The sequence below is a fragment of the Candidatus Thorarchaeota archaeon genome (assembly GCA_013388835.1).
Taxonomy (GTDB): Archaea; Asgardarchaeota; Thorarchaeia; order Thorarchaeales; family Thorarchaeaceae; genus JACAEL01.
Genome location: JACAEL010000045.1, coordinates 19,248 through 34,617, shown reverse-complemented (window position 1 = coordinate 34,617; position 15,370 = coordinate 19,248). Strand labels below are relative to the sequence as shown.

16 protein-coding genes and 1 tRNA gene are annotated in these 15,370 nt (G+C 53.7%); 9 read left to right on the top strand and 8 right to left on the bottom strand.

Annotated features, from left to right (window positions below; all coding sequences use genetic code 11):
- On the top strand, nucleotides 1–477 hold a 477-nt coding region (locus HXY34_08555; protein ID NWF96180.1), incomplete at its 5' end, for a hypothetical protein.
- 47 nt (nucleotides 478–524) lie between these two features.
- Nucleotides 525–971 (top strand): hypothetical protein, encoded by a 447-nt coding sequence (locus tag HXY34_08550; GenBank protein NWF96179.1) that lies wholly within the window; start codon nucleotides 525–527, stop codon nucleotides 969–971.
- Between the two features lie 228 nt (nucleotides 972–1,199).
- Here the strand turns inward: HXY34_08550 and HXY34_08545 are convergent, their stop codons facing one another.
- Nucleotides 1,200–1,661 (bottom strand): DinB family protein, encoded by a 462-nt coding sequence (locus HXY34_08545; GenBank protein ID NWF96178.1) that lies wholly within the window; start codon nucleotides 1,659–1,661, stop codon nucleotides 1,200–1,202.
- Between the two features lie 581 nt (nucleotides 1,662–2,242).
- Here HXY34_08545 and HXY34_08540 point away from each other — a divergent pair.
- Nucleotides 2,243–2,360 (top strand) — tRNA-Leu (locus HXY34_08540).
- A gap of 110 nt (nucleotides 2,361–2,470) precedes the next feature.
- On the opposite strand, the gene HXY34_08535 is transcribed toward HXY34_08540, so the two are convergent.
- Nucleotides 2,471–3,580 (bottom strand): winged helix-turn-helix transcriptional regulator, encoded by a 1,110-nt coding sequence (locus HXY34_08535; GenBank protein ID NWF96177.1) that lies wholly within the window; start codon nucleotides 3,578–3,580, stop codon nucleotides 2,471–2,473.
- A gap of 31 nt (nucleotides 3,581–3,611) precedes the next feature.
- Nucleotides 3,612–4,091, bottom strand: a complete 480-nt coding sequence (locus HXY34_08530; protein NWF96176.1) for a hypothetical protein — start codon at nucleotides 4,089–4,091, stop codon at nucleotides 3,612–3,614.
- A gap of 145 nt (nucleotides 4,092–4,236) precedes the next feature.
- Here HXY34_08530 and HXY34_08525 point away from each other — a divergent pair, with 145 nt between their 5' ends.
- Nucleotides 4,237–6,513 carry a S8 family serine peptidase gene (locus HXY34_08525; protein NWF96175.1) on the top strand — a complete coding sequence of 759 codons (2,277 nt, stop codon included), beginning with the start codon at nucleotides 4,237–4,239 and terminating at the stop codon, nucleotides 6,511–6,513.
- A gap of 143 nt (nucleotides 6,514–6,656) precedes the next feature.
- Here the strand turns inward: HXY34_08525 and HXY34_08520 are convergent, their stop codons facing one another.
- Together HXY34_08520 and HXY34_08515 are read right to left on the bottom strand one after the other, a co-directional pair.
- Entirely contained in the window at nucleotides 6,657–6,959 is a 303-nt protein-coding gene (locus tag HXY34_08520) for a hypothetical protein (GenBank protein NWF96174.1), read from the bottom strand.
- A gap of 127 nt (nucleotides 6,960–7,086) precedes the next feature.
- Complete coding sequence (locus tag HXY34_08515) at nucleotides 7,087–7,482, bottom strand: translation initiation factor IF-5A (protein ID NWF96173.1); 396 nt, start codon at nucleotides 7,480–7,482, stop codon at nucleotides 7,087–7,089.
- Between the two features lie 288 nt (nucleotides 7,483–7,770).
- On the opposite strand from HXY34_08515, the gene HXY34_08510 reads away from it, so the two are divergent.
- The 3 genes from HXY34_08510 to HXY34_08500 all read left to right on the top strand — a co-directional run bounded on the left by HXY34_08510 (nucleotide 7,771) and on the right by HXY34_08500 (nucleotide 9,517).
- The gene (locus HXY34_08510) at nucleotides 7,771–8,643 is read left to right on the top strand and encodes an NAD(+)/NADH kinase (GenBank protein ID NWF96172.1); all 873 of its coding nucleotides are present in this window, start codon (nucleotides 7,771–7,773) and stop codon (nucleotides 8,641–8,643) included.
- Nucleotides 8,644–8,658: 15 nt separating this feature from the next.
- Nucleotides 8,659–9,171 (top strand): hypothetical protein, encoded by a 513-nt coding sequence (locus HXY34_08505; GenBank protein NWF96171.1) that lies wholly within the window; start codon nucleotides 8,659–8,661, stop codon nucleotides 9,169–9,171.
- A 67-nt stretch (nucleotides 9,172–9,238) separates the two neighbouring features.
- Complete coding sequence (locus HXY34_08500; GenBank protein ID NWF96170.1) at nucleotides 9,239–9,517, top strand: hypothetical protein; 279 nt, start codon at nucleotides 9,239–9,241, stop codon at nucleotides 9,515–9,517.
- Here HXY34_08500 and HXY34_08495 read toward each other — a convergent pair whose 3' ends face one another.
- Together HXY34_08495 and HXY34_08490 are read right to left on the bottom strand one after the other, a co-directional pair.
- Nucleotides 9,518–9,937 carry a YjbQ family protein gene (locus HXY34_08495; GenBank protein NWF96169.1) on the bottom strand — a complete coding sequence of 140 codons (420 nt, stop codon included), beginning with the start codon at nucleotides 9,935–9,937 and terminating at the stop codon, nucleotides 9,518–9,520.
- A 63-nt stretch (nucleotides 9,938–10,000) separates the two neighbouring features.
- Nucleotides 10,001–11,803, bottom strand: coding sequence for a hypothetical protein (locus tag HXY34_08490; protein ID NWF96168.1), 1,803 nt, complete (start codon nucleotides 11,801–11,803; stop codon nucleotides 10,001–10,003).
- 200 nt (nucleotides 11,804–12,003) lie between these two features.
- Here HXY34_08490 and HXY34_08485 point away from each other — a divergent pair, with 200 nt between their 5' ends.
- Nucleotides 12,004–13,350: an NAD(P)/FAD-dependent oxidoreductase gene (locus HXY34_08485; GenBank protein ID NWF96167.1), complete on the top strand. Its 1,347-nt coding sequence runs from the start codon at nucleotides 12,004–12,006 to the stop codon at nucleotides 13,348–13,350.
- Nucleotides 13,351–13,535: 185 nt separating this feature from the next.
- Complete coding sequence (locus tag HXY34_08480) at nucleotides 13,536–14,087, top strand: pyruvate ferredoxin oxidoreductase subunit gamma (GenBank protein ID NWF96166.1); 552 nt, start codon at nucleotides 13,536–13,538, stop codon at nucleotides 14,085–14,087.
- A gap of 71 nt (nucleotides 14,088–14,158) precedes the next feature.
- Here the strand turns inward: HXY34_08480 and HXY34_08475 are convergent, their stop codons facing one another.
- Nucleotides 14,159–14,935, bottom strand: a complete 777-nt coding sequence (locus HXY34_08475; protein ID NWF96165.1) for a proteasome assembly chaperone family protein — start codon at nucleotides 14,933–14,935, stop codon at nucleotides 14,159–14,161.
- Between the last annotated feature and the right edge of the window lie 435 nt (nucleotides 14,936–15,370).

Here is a 15,370-nt window from a genome sequence, read left to right as displayed (position 1 = left end):
TACCAGATCACTGGGCCGTCCTATCAGGTCAAGTATCACCATCCTGACCGCGACTACTACCAGATTGCGACTTGGAACGACTGGAGCAGGAATGGCTACGAGTGTTCCCACAATCAGATAGAAGAAGAGAAGTCGAGTTATCTGGCTATAGCTGGTTGGGCTGTCTTCTTTGGAGCGATTGGAGCTTACCTCACTGCAGGAGCTGGTGGTTTGGCTGCAGCTGGCGCAGCACTAGTGGCAGCGGTGCTGGGCCTGGTATTTGGATACGTCACCCAAGCTGTACTGCTCGACGAGGCGGGCTGCATCTGGTGGTGGTGGGGGAATGACTATCAGAACTGGTTGATGACCAACCTCTGGTGGCTTGTGTTGTGGTTCCAAGTGGGTGTTGGAGCTGCCGCATTGGCATTCAAGTCCATTGGCTACTATCGGGCAGGAAGCTATACGTTCTGGGACGGACAGGGGCTGGGTGACCCATGACTGTTGTTGGATTCGACACGATCTCTACCTTGAAGGAGGTTTCTTGAATGGGCTTCACTTGGTCAAGAATATTGGTTATTGGACTGTTGATGTGGATACTCGGTCTGACTGTACAGATAGTTGCCCTGGCTCGACAGACAGACCCCAGTGTATCGTTGTCCTGGGATACGCAAGTGTCCTGTATCATCATATACCCGGCAAGCATCCTTGTGCTGAAGTCCTATCTGCTGCGCTCCGGCGGAGGAAGACGGTTGGTGGGATACGTACTGCTGTTCTCAGGTGTGTTAGGCATCGGAGTCCTGCTAGTCTTCAGTGACTCATTGGCCGCACTGTTTATGCCGCGGATTGCAGTTCGCGGAATGCTTCTAGTCAACTCCATTGCACTGGTCTTAATTGGAGTCCTCTTTCAGTTCCACAGATACTTCTGCATGAGTGACCACAGATTCAAGGATGGACAGGGGCCTAGTGCCCCGTCCTGTTCGGTGGTTTCCTGATGGGAATGCTCAAGCCAAGAGCTTTCGCCCCCACAATGGCCCTCGTTAACTCCTCTGCACTCGCTGTCGCAGGAGTCGTTTACTCAAGGCCCAGAACTGCGAGTATGGATAGGGCTGCGAAGGAGCAAATCGACTACCAAATGACCGAACGCCAGCTCCCTGAGAATCAGCATTCATTCTGCTGCACTCATAGAAAACACAGTCCAAGTCCTGTACAGTGGAGTATCTTCAGGCGATGCATCCTCTTGGGAAACACCCAAGGTAGCCCCGTATGTTGTATATGTGCTCCTGCTCATGCTCCAGAAACCTTCGCAGCACTTTGTATCCGGTCCACTCCTCTTCTGGATGGAGCGTGTACTCTTTTCTCCGGAATACACTACTGCCTCTCTTAGGAATCATATCTCTCAGTGTCTGGATGCAGCTGCTTCTCACGACTGGCAGTCTTTCAACGACTGGCAGCTTGTCGCATCTGGAAACCGGCATTCCGAGATGTCCTTCATACACTGCGTCTGCCTCAGGACCGAGTTTCGACACGTAGAACTCCTCGGCATTGCGCACATGACTCAGGATGTCCCGGATGCTCCTGCTCTTACCCGTCGGAATGCGGTCCATGGTGAGGTCATCGAGTCCACGGACGGTGGTCATCAGATCATCGCGATTGTAGGTCATGTACCGCAAAATCCTTTCCAAGAGTTTTTCATCGACATGAGTTCCTTCAAAGGCAAACAGGGCGACCTGTCCGCCTGACTCCCCCAGCCCAACGACTCCTCAATCTCTTCGGCGACCTGTAGTGACTTGTTCTTGGGAATTCGGAGTCTCCCTCGGTGATGCTTCAGCCATTCAATGTGATAGCGCACTTCTGCCTCCAGCTCTGCCAGAAGTCCGTCGCTAGTGCTGGACCTCGCATGAGTTCCCGGCAGTTCTATGATTCTGCCGAACCAGATTCCCTAGTGCCCCTCTCAATGGCTGTGTTCACCTAGGGCCTCCTTCAGTCCCCTTGATGCTACTTTGGTTCCTCATCGTTGGCATCCAATCCTCCTGCGAGTTCAGCGGAGATCTGTTCAACCTCCCGCCGTCAATCCATATGGAAAACGGATTGGCTGATAAGCTTGTATCTAGAGTTGACTCCGTTGTACAAGTCATGTAATACTCGGCTAGAAAGGTGTGTGAATCTGTTTCTTCATGGAAATGCTTATCACCCCTTCGCATTTCTCATTGGAAGCGTATCAACCCGCCGAGGCATACAGACGCCTTGTTGTTGCGTTGCGAATGCGGAGGTTGCCAAGCCTGGTCAAAGGCGTAGGGTTCAGGTCCCTATCAGCCGCAAGCCTCTTGCGGCAGGGGATGTTCCGTAGGGATTCGCGAGTTCAAATCTCGCCCTCCGCACCATTCCTAATTCCATCTTCCCTCCGTCTTCTCTAAGCATAATCTGCCAGCGCGTGTCTTGGACTGTCCGTCTGGGACTATTCACAGGCTGCAGAGTCGGCTGTCATGGCGTGTCACATGTCACTAAGAACACCGTCTATCATGAATGAATCGTCAGTCTTCCACTCATGAGCAGAGTCGTCGAAAGTCTCGGGCCACAGGTAGTAGGTCCTGCTCCGTGTGTAGTCGATATGATGGAACCGGAGGTCATGAAGGATTGGCCTCAGGTAGAAGAGTAGATCTGAGAGGTGAGTGGCTGGCAGATGGACATACCAGAAGACCTTGTCTTGGAACGACTTGAAGGTGGACGTGAATGGTATTGGCCTCTGCGTGACTCTGTGTGACAGGTCTCTGATCTCATTCTCCTCTCCCTCACCCCATATCAGAACAGGATTATACGAGTCGAATGCATAAGGATTAATCTGGACCCGGTAACCGCTAATGCATCTCTCCTTGATGCGCTCCAGTCTTCTGCTGAATGCTTGCGAAGTCGTTTGGAAGCCCGCTCTTGCGAGTGTGTCCATGATGTCCTTGTTCTTCTGTCTTGCATTGCGTGTGAGTTCGCGGATGACAAGCATATCCGGGCGCATCAGCCATTCCTTGTCCGCAGCGACCGGCTGAGGCTGCTCCTTCTCGGTTCGAAATGTGCCCTTGGCCGAGAACCACTCAGCCCAGTCGAACTCCCAACTGCCGGTCTCGTGATTCCAATTGTCAAGGTTCATTGTCGTGTAGCAGACACTCGCCTTGTTGAATGGCAGCACTCGATGGCCGTTGCATATTCCCTCGCGAGCAGCCCTTTCGAAGAGCATTGATATCTTGATCGAGGTCCCCATGGGTGCCCTGAACTGAACTAGTACCCCATTGATGTCACCAAAGCAGCGGGCGCGGTAGACAGTGTACGGGTGTTTCTGACAGACTGCCTCTACACCCTGGAGTTTGGCTTCGCTGTCAGCCTCAACTAACACGTCAACCAGTTCAAGCCCGAGGTTGACAAGGTTCGGGTTCGCCACCACCGAATAGTATGCTACATTGGTCTGAGGCCAACACGCGAGCTCCTGTACGTATCCGTGTACTACTGACTTTGCCAAGCCGACCCTTTCAGAGAGTTCCTCGTAGGTACCAAGGGGGCACTGTTGAAGAGCAACAAGAATGCGGAGGTGGTTTGGCGTGAGTCCATGATCCAATGAGGTGGTGTCCTCCTAACGAACCGATGTCTCACATGCACGAAGGACTGGAGAGCATGACTCTGACCCATGGAGTGCCCGGGGGTCCCTCATCCGGAGGGTCAAACACCATGTGGGCCTCAGCTGCAAAGGAGTCCAACATCGTCATGGAGTCCATCGTCACATGGAGGCTGTACCATCCGGACTCTGTGGCATGGTCATACCACTCCACAGTTATCTCCACTGAGGAGTAGATGCCCCAGATCCACACGTCCGTGTACGACTCGGTCCCAGATGGCAATGTGAGCTTAAGTGTGGTCCAGCAGAACACGAATTCTGGGAGCCCGCTGTGTGTGCCCACTATCACCTTCGTCAGGACATCGTCTGCAAACCCGTCCCCATCTAGGTCGCAGTAGTCCGCATGCGTGATTGACAACAGTGAGCTGTTGGTGGAGTATGCTGCTACTGGCTGAGGTAGCACACACAGCATGAGTATCAGTAGTATTCCAGCTACAATCGACCTGCTCTTCAACGACGTCATGGACATAGGGAAAAGTTCGGCGGCTTTTAAATGCTTTCAGAACACGGAGTCTGCGGAAGAATTCGGTGGATTTATATAACTCTTCGAATGCACCCGCATCGCTTTCTTGCTTGTACATCAAGAGAGAGTGAGTGGAATGAATCTGGAACGAAAGATGGTGGTGGCTCTGTTGCTAGTAGCCGCCTTCCTGAGTGTCAGTGGGCAGTTCTATGCAGCGCCCGTACATACCCAGATCGTCATGTACGAGTCTCAAGAACTGGCCTACTCCCCCTTGTGGGACAGAGATCTGAACAGGATTCATGATGACCTTGACAGTAGACTGAGCCAGATGAGAATCGGCCAGCGGGTGAGCGTGGTAGTGGTCGGCAGTTCAATCGATGCGCTTGAGGGAATGGCTGCCGAATACGGTTGCCGAATCACTTCTCGCTATCCTGCAATCAACTCAGTCGTAATGGAAATGATGACTGAACAGGTCTTTGTAATCAGCGAAGACCCGCGGATACATCACCTTGAAGACGCAAGTCTTGAGATGTTTGCGCTCTTGGACAGCTCGCTGGTTGCGACCCAAGTCCCTGAGGCATATGCTGCCTATCCGTATCACGGTGAGGGCATGGTGATTGCCATTGTGGACACAGGCATTGACAACGCCCACATGGACCTTGATGACACCGACCCCTACAACACCTACAAAGTCATTGCATTCAGGGACATAATCAACGACAGGAATGACTACACCGTGCCAATAGCCGCATATGATGACCACGGACATGGGACTCACTGCGCCAGTATCGCAGCTGGTACAGGTGAGGCCAGCAACGGCCAGTATCGTGGTGTTGCATACGCAGCCCAGTTGGTCGGGGTCAAGGTGCTTAATTCTCAGGGTAGCGGCTCCGAACAGCAGATTCTTGATGGTATGCAATGGGTGATCGACAACAAGGACGTCTATGGCATTGATGTTGTGTCTATGAGTCTAGGCTCCAACAGCGCTACTGCATCTGATGGGACTGATGCCCTCTGCCAGATGGCAGATGCAGTGATGGACGCAGGTCTTCTCCTGTTTGTAGCTGCAGGCAACCATGGTTCCCCAGAGTGGCTGTACGGCTACAACAAGATCTGTTCGCCAGCCGCATCGAAGAAGGCTGTCACAGTGGGGTCTGTTAATGATGACGGCACATGGTCTTCCTTCAGTAATGAGGGACCTACACTTGACAACCGTATCAAGCCTGATGTTATGGCTGTAGGAGCAGCTGTCACAGCTGCAAAGGCCGGAACGACGAACCAGTATGTGCAGTATTCAGGGACGAGCATGGCGACTCCGACAGCCGCCGGGATTGGAGCACTCCTTCGCCAAGCCAATCCTGACATGAGCCCAGCACAGATAAAGCAGGTTCTTGAGAGCTCAGCACTGGACAAGGGCACAGTCGGCAAGGACAACACCTACGGTTCAGGAATCATACAGACTAAGGCAGCACTCGATGAGATCACGGGCGGTGCAGACAACCCGCCGACAGTAGCAATCAACTATCCCGCCTCAGGAAGCACAGTGTCGGGAGTCTGTAGAGTGCTTGTGAGTGCCAGTGATGACACCTCACTTGCCTCAGTAGAGATAGCTGTGGACGGAGTCTTCGTGGATGTCACGTCTAACTACGATGGGTCGAATTACTACTACGACTGGGATACGACCACAGTGGCCGATGGGTCACACACTCTGACCGCGCGAGCGACTGACAGCATAGACCAGACTGCGACTGACGAGAGGTCTGTTGTAGTGAATAACCAACAGCCCACCGACAATCCTCCGACGTGCAGCATCGTCGCACCGTCCCAAGGTGCAACAGTGTCCGGTACGGTTCGGATTCAGGTGTCTGCCAGTGATGACCATGGTGTCACCCTGGTGGAAGTCCGGATAGACGGCGGAAGCTGGATTGACATCACTGCGAACATCGATGGCGCATACTACTACTATGACTGGGACACGACCGCGATGGCTGATGGTGGCCACACGATTGAAGCTCGTGCACATGACACAGTGGCACAGACAGCATCTGCTTCGGTGAGTGTCACTGTTGAGAACGCCCCTGCTCCTCCCGCGATGTTCATAGCAGACATCAAGGTCTACTCCTTCACGTTCTGGCTCTGGGCCTACTGCCAGGTCGAGGTGACAGTCGTATCTGGAACACCGTCGTCTTACACAGCACTTGCTGATGCAACAGTGTATCTGAGTGCGACAAGTCCCTCCAACAAGGTGACAACCTATACTGCCACCACCAGCTCGACGGGTGTGGCGCTCTTCGACCTCGGCTTTGTTTCACGAGGCCACTGGGTCTTCAAGGTCACCAACCTTTCTCACTCAGCCTACACCTATGACCCATCCATGAACCTCAGTGGTGACACTCGAGAAGTGGACCTATAGACTGAAGCGTGTCGCGAATCAAGAGTGAGACCCCAGGACCAACCTGGATGTCTCACTCCCTTCTTTCTCAGTCCTCACAGACTGCAATTGACTCTGCACAGGCGCAATGTATGTATGGCCGCTCATACGAAAGCCACTTACTGTCACTCGCAGCCTGCCGAGCTCTTCTTGATGCGGCTCATCTCCTTCGTTACGCGTGCGAGCCTCTCTATGACCTTCTGGATTCTCCCCTCAACCTCCATCCTCTTGCTCCAGTACTCGCGAAAGCCAAGCCTTCCCGCTTCTCTCTCCATCAGGACCGCATCCTTCTCTGCTCTGAGGTTTCGAATGAGTTCGAAATACCGTCGCTGAATCTCGCAGAGGCTCTTGTACAGGCTCACCTTTACACCGGGCGGGACTACAACCTCTTCCGGACTGCCACGCGATAAACCTGCATCATCTGTCAATCTGCTATGTCCTGCCGTGGGATCCGTCCCAGTCTTTGTACCATTGATTTGGGTACATTCCAGATAAGCAAAGCTTCGACATGTCTGTGCGGCAGTGTCATCTGACGACTGGAGACGATGTCACGAATCACTTCACACGGACTATCACATGACGGCCCATGATCTCCCAGATCTCAACCTCTGAGTTGAGTTTGACCTGTCCCTTGAGCTCCTCGTCGACAGGCCATGGGACTTCAAAGGTTGCATAGGTCTCAGAGTCCATCACTGAAAGATTCTCGCCTAGGTCTGCGACAACAGTGGCGCTCTTCTTGTTTATGACCGGCACATCAACCATTCTGTCTGCGGGCATTATGACGTTTCTTTTTCTGCCATCAAAGAATCCAACGGCAAGTATGTTGGCCTTAGCAGCACCATGCTTTCCCGGCTTGGACTTGTCAAGGGAAACAACACGGCATGGTTCTTCGTCAATCATCATATAGCTTCCGGGCTTCAGGCTCTTCGCCTCTGCTTTCCTGATGCTCATGTGAACCACCGACCGGTCTAATAGACGCGTTTCGCGAGGATGAACGCACACTCTCTATATACTTTGTGCAGTCACCAATTCTCTTCGGCCTGCACCAGCATCTCGGATGTTCGACATGACCTTTTTTTCTGTTAGAGTTCGTTCCCTCATGGTAACATTGTGTGAGCCGCACTCCTCTGAACTGAGAGAGACGGGTGCTCATGTGGATATCAATCATCTCTGACGGCGCCTAGCCGCTCTAGTAAGAGTGAAATGGGACGATGTGGTCCAACCCTGTCGGTGCAAGGATTGAGCATTGAAACCTCCCCAGAGATAGTCACCGAGCGGCGTTCAGTAGGGCTTGTCTGCAAGCCGGGTCGTGTTGAGATTGAGCGACTGGCAGCAGCAGTCGCGCAGTACCTACTTGATAGGGACTATGAGGTGAAAGTCGACCCCGGTTCCTGCAACGTGGCGGAGAAGGGAGTGACTCCAACACTCATCGAGGACATGGACGTTGACTTTGTGATTACGATTGGAGGGGATGGAACAATCCTTCACACTCTGCAGCACCTCTCCAACCGCGAGACACCTCTCTTCTGTGTCAACCGGGGAACGGTTGGTTTCCTCACGGAGAGCAGTACGACGACTGCCCTGAGTCTGCTGGAGGACATTCTAGAAGGCAATTGCGTGATTGAGCGGTGCACGAACCTAGCGTCTGGTGTCGGCAAACAGCGGTTTCCCGACGCGCTCAATGAAGTCTACGTCGCGTCGTGTGTCCCAGGTCGACTTCTCACCTTTCAGGTCTACATAGATGGCAATCGTGTGGACTATGTCCGTGCCGATGGGTGTATGCTAGCGACTCCCTGTGGTTCGACTGCTTACGCTCTGGCTGCAGGCGGGTCCATCTTGACCCCCGGTGTCCACGCTTTCATATTTGTCCCTGTATGCCCACCCAGGTTTGAGATGAAGTCCCTTGTGATTCCCGACACCTGCACCATGGAGCTTGAGCTTGTCAAGCCGGGTGCTTGCTGTGTTGCAGTGATAGACGGTCAGACACGTTGGGATGTTGAGCCCCGCGACAGGGTGTGGATAAAGAAGTCCGAGTCCGTGACCCGGTTCATCCGTATGTACGACAACTACTACGACCGGTTGAGTACACGACTGGTCCCCAGGATTCTCTAGTTGGTGTCAGAGAGGATGACGCAGGTACATGTGCTGGATGCCGGTGTTCTCTTCTCAGACTGGGACAAGAGACATCCTAATGCCGAGTTCGTCACCACTGAGGATGTACTGGCAGAGGTATTGAATAGCAGGAGTGGGCGAAGAGCCGAGTCTCTCATGGCCGCAGGACGTCTTCGAGTGGACTCGCCTGACCTGTCTGTACTGGAAGAGGTCACTCGCCGGGCGGACGAGGTGGGCGACTCCAGTAGTCTATCCCGAACCGATCTCGGTCTCATTGCTGTGGCCCTCTGTATCCATAGAAATATGCCCGGCGCCACTCTCGTGTCTACGGACCTTGCCGTCCTGAATACAGCTAGCCATCTGGGAGTCCGTGTTCTCGACCCAATGAAGCGACTCAAGCGGAGAATTGAATGGGTGTATGTCTGTCCTGCCTGCGGGAATAAAGAGAGAATGGCCCCCCCGGACATGGCTTGTAACGTCTGTGGCACCAAGGTCCGCAGAAGGGCAGCAAAGCGCAGCACAATCTGAGCTGTGTGTATTACGGGGACTATACAGCTTGTTAATACCTTGGCGAGGTGGAGAGTTCTCACTGAGGTTGCTGCATACTATGCTCGAGACCAACCTGACTCTGGACCGAGAGATTGAAGATGTGAAGGCACAGGTGCAGAGAGAACTGGCGACAATTCACGACCTGCTGAGTGAGGTCGGCTATCGAGACTCTGCAGCCGGTTGGAATGCCCCCTTCCATGTGCACAGGTTGCAGCGGGCATTGCGGATTCACTATCTTGCATTGAAGATTCGTGAATCATATCCAGTACCGAGCGCCATCAATGAGATGATGTGGGACCTGAAGCCGGACGCAGAATGGCAGTAGTCACTCGCCGAGAATCAGCACCTCTATGGTTCTTGACCTGGGTCTTATGTCAAAGTCCACGAATGCCACCTGTTGCCAGGTCCCCAGAGTCAGCCTTCCATTGACAAACGGTATAGTGAGACTAGGACCAATCACTGATGCCCTGACATGCGAGTGTCCGTTGCCATCACCCCATCGCAAGTGGTGCTCATATACCGCGCCTTGAGGAGCTATCCGCTCCATTGCATCAGGGAAGTCCTTTAGCAGCCCATCCTCGTACTCGATTGTCATTACTGAAGCGGTAGATCCAGCACAGAACAGAGTGCATGTTCCCGTCCGCAGCGCGCTCTTGGCGACATGTCGTGACGCCTCGTCAGTGATGTCGATTATGTCCGTGTTGCCTTTACTTTGAAGATGTATCTGAGAGTGGTATGTGCCCATGTCGCCTATCCCCGATTGACGCCTTTGATTGATGCCGGCTTTTGGCATCCACTCTCTTCTGTCTTACGTCTGAACACTCTGAGGTGTCCTGATGCTCTCAATCAGTCTTCCAAGTCTGTCACGCTTCTGTTGGAGGGCATCTTCGTGCTCCTGCAACATCAGAACGGATGCTACATAGCTCTTCTTCTCAATCGCCTTGAGTACCGTCAACATACTGGTCATGTACTCGTCTTTGGTGGTAATGGCAATCTCCTCCATCTCTGCCAGAACCTCGCGTATGTTGGCTGTGTTCTCGGGGTAGCGCTCTAATAGCGTTTCAAGGACCACATAGAGGTCTTCAAACGCGTCTCTCATCTCGTTTATCTGGCGGAAGCCCTTAGCAGACTGCCGAAGGAGCTCGATGCCTTTCCTGACCATGTTCTCCGTCTGGGTGGCAAGCGCTTCATTTCCTGCAGTCCTCAACCAGATGGTGGCAAGTTCGGGTACCCCTGTCTGTGAATAGTACTCGGCTGCACCCTCTGCCTTCTGACATGCCATCCAGTGAAACGAGGCCGACCTCTTCAGGTCCCCCAACTTCATCGCGACCTCTGCAGCCTTGGTGTAGAACTTTGAGCATTCGTCTGCCTGACCAGCAACCTGGCTCTTGTCTGCAAGCTCTACATAGATCTGGAGCGCTCTCTCAAGATGTGCATTCCCCTCCTGCTTGTTATCCGACTCATGAAGGACCGCAGCAGCCTCTTCAAGGGCCAATGCCTGTGCCTCCATGTTGTCTTGGGCTCCCGGATTGGATGCCTGTCCAAGGTAGTAGTCTGTCACCGCCCTGTAGATGTCGGCTGCTTCATCCTCCGCCCCCCAGCGCTTCAGGCACATGGCTCTGAACCTCAGGTACTTCTTCTCAGATTCAGGGTCTCCCTCCGCAATGGACTTCTCTGCGAGCTCTGCAAAGATGTCTGCCGCGCGTTTGAATGCCCACTTGGCCTTGACACCCAATCCAATCTCAGTGAACATGTTTCCTGCTCTGACCAGCAATGGCGCTACAACCTCTGGTTTCCCCTCCATCTTCAGATAGGCTTCTGAGGCCTTGGCCATGGCGCTTCTAGATGCCGATGTCAGCCTCTGAGCCTTGAGCACCTCTTGAGCGGCGTCATAGATGTTTCCTGCCTTCTCAAAGAGGCCTGCTGTCTCATAGAGCTCACCTGCCATGAGCATCAGACGGGCGGCTCCATTGAAATCCCCCTCGTTCTGCTTCAGCTGTGCAGCCTCCGCCAGCGCATTGCCCGCAGACAGATAGTCCCCGTTCTTCTTGGCCTTCTCGGCCCACTTGTTTGCCACTCTCTCAGCTCTGGAGTTTATGCGTCTGCCCAGCTCCACCTCCCCTCCCGCGAAGTAGAGCCTGCCGATCCTCTTAAGCACTGCAAGGGCTTCTTCGTAGTTGTCCTTCTCCTCACTTGCATCTGCCATGTTCAGCAGTACCTCAGCCGTCCGCGCGGAAAGACGACGTCTGTCGTCTTCAGATGCATAGTCTCCTGCTCTAGAATAGAAGTCAGCAGCCCTCTTGTAGTCTGAGAACTCCCGAGCTATGTCTCCGGCTTTCTCACTGACCCGTGCAATCTCACTCTGAGAGTTGTTGGCCCCCTGCCTTATGAGCATCAATGTTGCATTCTCAAGAGCATCATAGCACTCCTGTGCCATCCTTCCTTCCCGGTATACATCGGCTGCGTCCTCATAGAGTCGTGCCGCACGCAAGTTCATCCCCCTTGACCCGACGGCCTTTGCTGCGGTCATGATTAGCTTTGCAGCATCTGCCCTGTCCCCTCTTGCCAGCTTCGCCTTTGCTGCATTGAGCACGTCTTCGAGAGAAGGCATTTTGCTTATCCTGCGAATTGACATTGGATGGTCCTTTTAGACCGTTCGGACCTGATTCGCTCTTCCGCAGCGTAGTACACACATACCTATTGAATAGGGTTTTGCCTACATCCTTGCTGCGTGAGAACAGTCTTAAGTTGTTTCGGACTGACGCTCGTCAGGTTTCAGCCATGCGACAGCTCTCCATTGAAAATCTTGATATGTCTCGATACGATGCGGTGATAGCTGGCTCTGGAGCTGGCGGTCTCCTTACTGCTCTGGCATTGTCTGCTGAGGGAAAACGTCCGCTGATTCTTGATAAGGCAGGGCGTGTTGGTGGCGTCTGGCATGGTTACCATATCAATGGTTACCGTGTGGATCAAGGTCTTCATGTGGTCACACGAGTCAAACGAGGCGCCTTTGCCCGCTTCCTCAGGACGTATCTTGAGCCTCCTCCTGAGTTCGTGCTTCATGAGGGCTGGCATTTTCGGGTCTATGACCGGGAGGGGACGATCCCGGCAAGCATTGGGCAGACCCTGCGCTGGCCGCTGACAGACATGCGGGGAAGACTTGGTCTAGCGAAGATTGGGGCCAAGATCAAGACCATGCGCCTCGAGGAGATGCAGCGTTACAAGGACATCTCCTTCTTGGAGTTCATGACCGCGAGGAAAGCCACCAACCAAGTGATGCTGGATGTCATGCAGAGCGCCATCTACATGGCTGCTGGTGTAGGCATCGAGCAAGCCTCGGCATATGAAGCTCTCAGAACCCTTAAGGACACCGACAAGGAGTCATCGAAGCTCTCCAGTGCAAAGAAACTGCTCTTGGGGACCGGAGTGGAGTATGATGAGGGAATTGCGATAGGCGGTATGGCTGGGCTGGTTGAGCGGGTGGTGGATGCCATTGATGGCGACCTTGTACTGAATGCAGACGTGCAGAGAATTATCGAGAAGGATGGAGAAGTCACCGCCTTGGTCGTGAATGGTCAGCGGCTTGAACACACAACAGTGGTGAGCAATATACCTCTGTGGTCAATGCCTGCCATAGTGGAGTCTTCCAGACCCGAGGTCATCTCCTTCTTTGACCGGTGGAGCCATATGGTGCCTACTCATGGTGTCACACTGTGGCTAGGACTGGATCGGGTTGTTCTCGGGGACCGGAAGTCAAGAGTGATTGTCCACCCCAATCCAAACCGTTGGATGCTCTCAGTTTCAAGCTTTGACCCCACATGCGCACCAGAGGGCAAGGAGCTTGTCGCCATCGCTATGGTGTATCAAGAGGGGAAGACCATCGAGGAGCATGTGAAGCTGATGAAGGGCAATGGCATGGAGAAGTACTATCCAGAGGTCCTTGAGCACATTGAGATGGAGCATGTGCAGTCATCGTACGCCACTCGGGCCGCGCTCATTCCCGGTCAGACGGACCTTGACCGGCCGGGTCCCCGCTCGCCAGTGAGAGGACTGTATCTGGTCGGCACTGACACCGCGGGCGCAGGTGTGGGTCTTCAGCAGGCGGCCAACTCGGCGGAAGGGGTTCTGAAGGCTCTAAGAGCGGACTACTATTCCTGAGTCTTCTCCTGAGCTGATGGATCTGACTGTCGTCTGGTGCTGGTCATCGAGGAGCGCTATCAGATGCGCATACGAATGCACTCAAGACACCATGGGAACACCATGGGAGGTGAATACCATCACACTTATCTACAATGGTACTGGGACAGACCCCGCGGCTTCAGTCCGACCAGCAGGGTTGAAACATGATTGAGATCAGATGGCACGGTCGAGGCGGACAGGGTGGCGTCACATCCGCTGAACTACTGGCGAAGGCTGCGCACTACGATGGCTACAAGGGTGTTCAGGCATTTCCGTACTTTGGAGCTGAACGACGAGGTGCCCCTGTAAAGGCCTTCACAAGAATCTCTGACAAGGAGATCAACGTCCGGAGCCAGATATACACGCCTGACATTGTAGCTGTGCTCGACCCACAGATAGTCGATATCATTGACGTGACCGAGGGACTGAAGGAGAACGGTATTGTCATAATCAACACTCACAAGAAGGCGAAGGAGGTCGGTCTCAGTCGAGGTCATGTCTTCACATATGATGGGACCGGAATTGCCCTCAAGTACGGTCTGCTAGTCGGTGGGTTGCCCGTTGTCAATACGACAATGCTGGGTGCGTTCGCCAAGGCGACAGGCCTGATAAAGCTGGAGACCGCGCAGAAAGTGATTGCCGAGAAGTGGCCGGGGAAGCTCGGTGAGAGGAACGCTGAGGGCGCCAAGGAAGCTTACGAGACCTGTAGCGATTGACCACGGACTGTGGTCACATGTTGTGGCGAACTCTCCGTCACTGTCTCTGTTATAGCGGCTGGACCTTCGGCTCAGGCATACATCCCGTCATATGTGGGTCCCGGCGCGGAACTCCGCTTCTGCATCCCGTGAACCTGCTGTGCCATTTCTTCCATCCTCTGGCGAATCATCAGCCCGCTTGCTTTGAGCTCTTCAACCGAAACCCCAAATCCATAGAGTTTGTTTAGAATCTCAAGTAGCTGAACAGCGGCGTCCGGATCTGGAATCACTGCTATTGCCGGAGTCAGGAGCGCAAAACCAACCATTGACCGGCAGAGGGTTTCACTGAGAATGGAGCCGGCAATGCCTGTTATTATTCCCTTGTCCAACATCTCCATCTCCGCATACTTCCTGAGCTCGACTAGCTTCTCTTCCTCTGCGGCAAAGAGGACCTTCCTCTCAGACGGCAGACCCTGCACTGGTATTCCATCAAGTATGACGGTTTCCTTGACTCCTTTCTCAGCTGCCCAATCCAGCAGGGCCGAGGAGACCATGTACATCCCCTCTTCCTGAATGGGAAGCTCGCTTGTCACCACGAGGAGGTTCTTCGCCGGAGCTGAGTATATCCTGAATGGGTGTCTAAGCCTTCCTTCTAGGAATACAGCTGCCGAGGGCATATATCTCGAACGGACATGTGCAACCTCCTCCATCTTGAACTGGTCAATCATAGTGTTTGCTACTATCGTTCCTACGACGCCAGCCGACGGAAAACAGCACACCAGCAGTGGGTGCTCCATCTCAACCTTCTTGGTCTGGACCACGCTGGCTTCCGGCGACCCGAGTATTCTTGCTTCGCACCCGTCTCTCAAATTGCTTGGCTCCGAGTGACCACTAAGGCGCATCTGCGTATATTGTTTACTATGTGCTGGATTCTGCGGCCACTTCAGTGTCTAGGGCATACGCAGGTGTCGTGGGCTTGCGTGGCACTAAGGACCGGTGGACTGTGGATGTATCGATTGGGATTTGACCTGTGTAACGTTCACAGCCCTGCCTTGAGAGAGTGCAGTGTTTCATGCAACAGACTCGGCCGAGTGCCAAGTGAACAGTCGTCGGATGTTGAACGACAGTATTGATGCATGTATGCCTTACCTGTACAGACATCTGAACCCGCCCAGTCGGGATGTTGAACGACAGTATTGATGCATGTATGCCCGTTCATGCATGCTCCATCAGTGAAATCCAAGTCCATCCGACCTTCGGGCGACTTCGAACCCGGTGACACTGTGCAGAGTTGAAGCCTGGTC

What these genes read in the sequence shown, in the direction of transcription:
- HXY34_08550 (NWF96179.1), top strand. Translation starts at nt 525, where the DNA reads ATGGGCTTCACTTGGTCAAGAATATTGGTTATTGGACTGTTGATGTGG.
- HXY34_08525 (NWF96175.1), top strand. Translation starts at nt 4,237, where the DNA reads ATGAATCTGGAACGAAAGATGGTGGTGGCTCTGTTGCTAGTAGCCGCC.
- HXY34_08515 (NWF96173.1), bottom strand. Translation starts at nt 7,482, where the DNA reads ATGAGCATCAGGAAAGCAGAGGCGAAGAGCCTGAAGCCCGGAAGCTAT.
- HXY34_08505 (NWF96171.1), top strand. Translation starts at nt 8,659, where the DNA reads ATGACGCAGGTACATGTGCTGGATGCCGGTGTTCTCTTCTCAGACTGG.
- HXY34_08495 (NWF96169.1), bottom strand. Translation starts at nt 9,937, where the DNA reads ATGGGCACATACCACTCTCAGATACATCTTCAAAGTAAAGGCAACACG.
- HXY34_08490 (NWF96168.1), bottom strand. Translation starts at nt 11,803, where the DNA reads ATGCCTTCTCTCGAAGACGTGCTCAATGCAGCAAAGGCGAAGCTGGCA.
- HXY34_08485 (NWF96167.1), top strand. Translation starts at nt 12,004, where the DNA reads ATGTCTCGATACGATGCGGTGATAGCTGGCTCTGGAGCTGGCGGTCTC.
- HXY34_08480 (NWF96166.1), top strand. Translation starts at nt 13,536, where the DNA reads ATGATTGAGATCAGATGGCACGGTCGAGGCGGACAGGGTGGCGTCACA.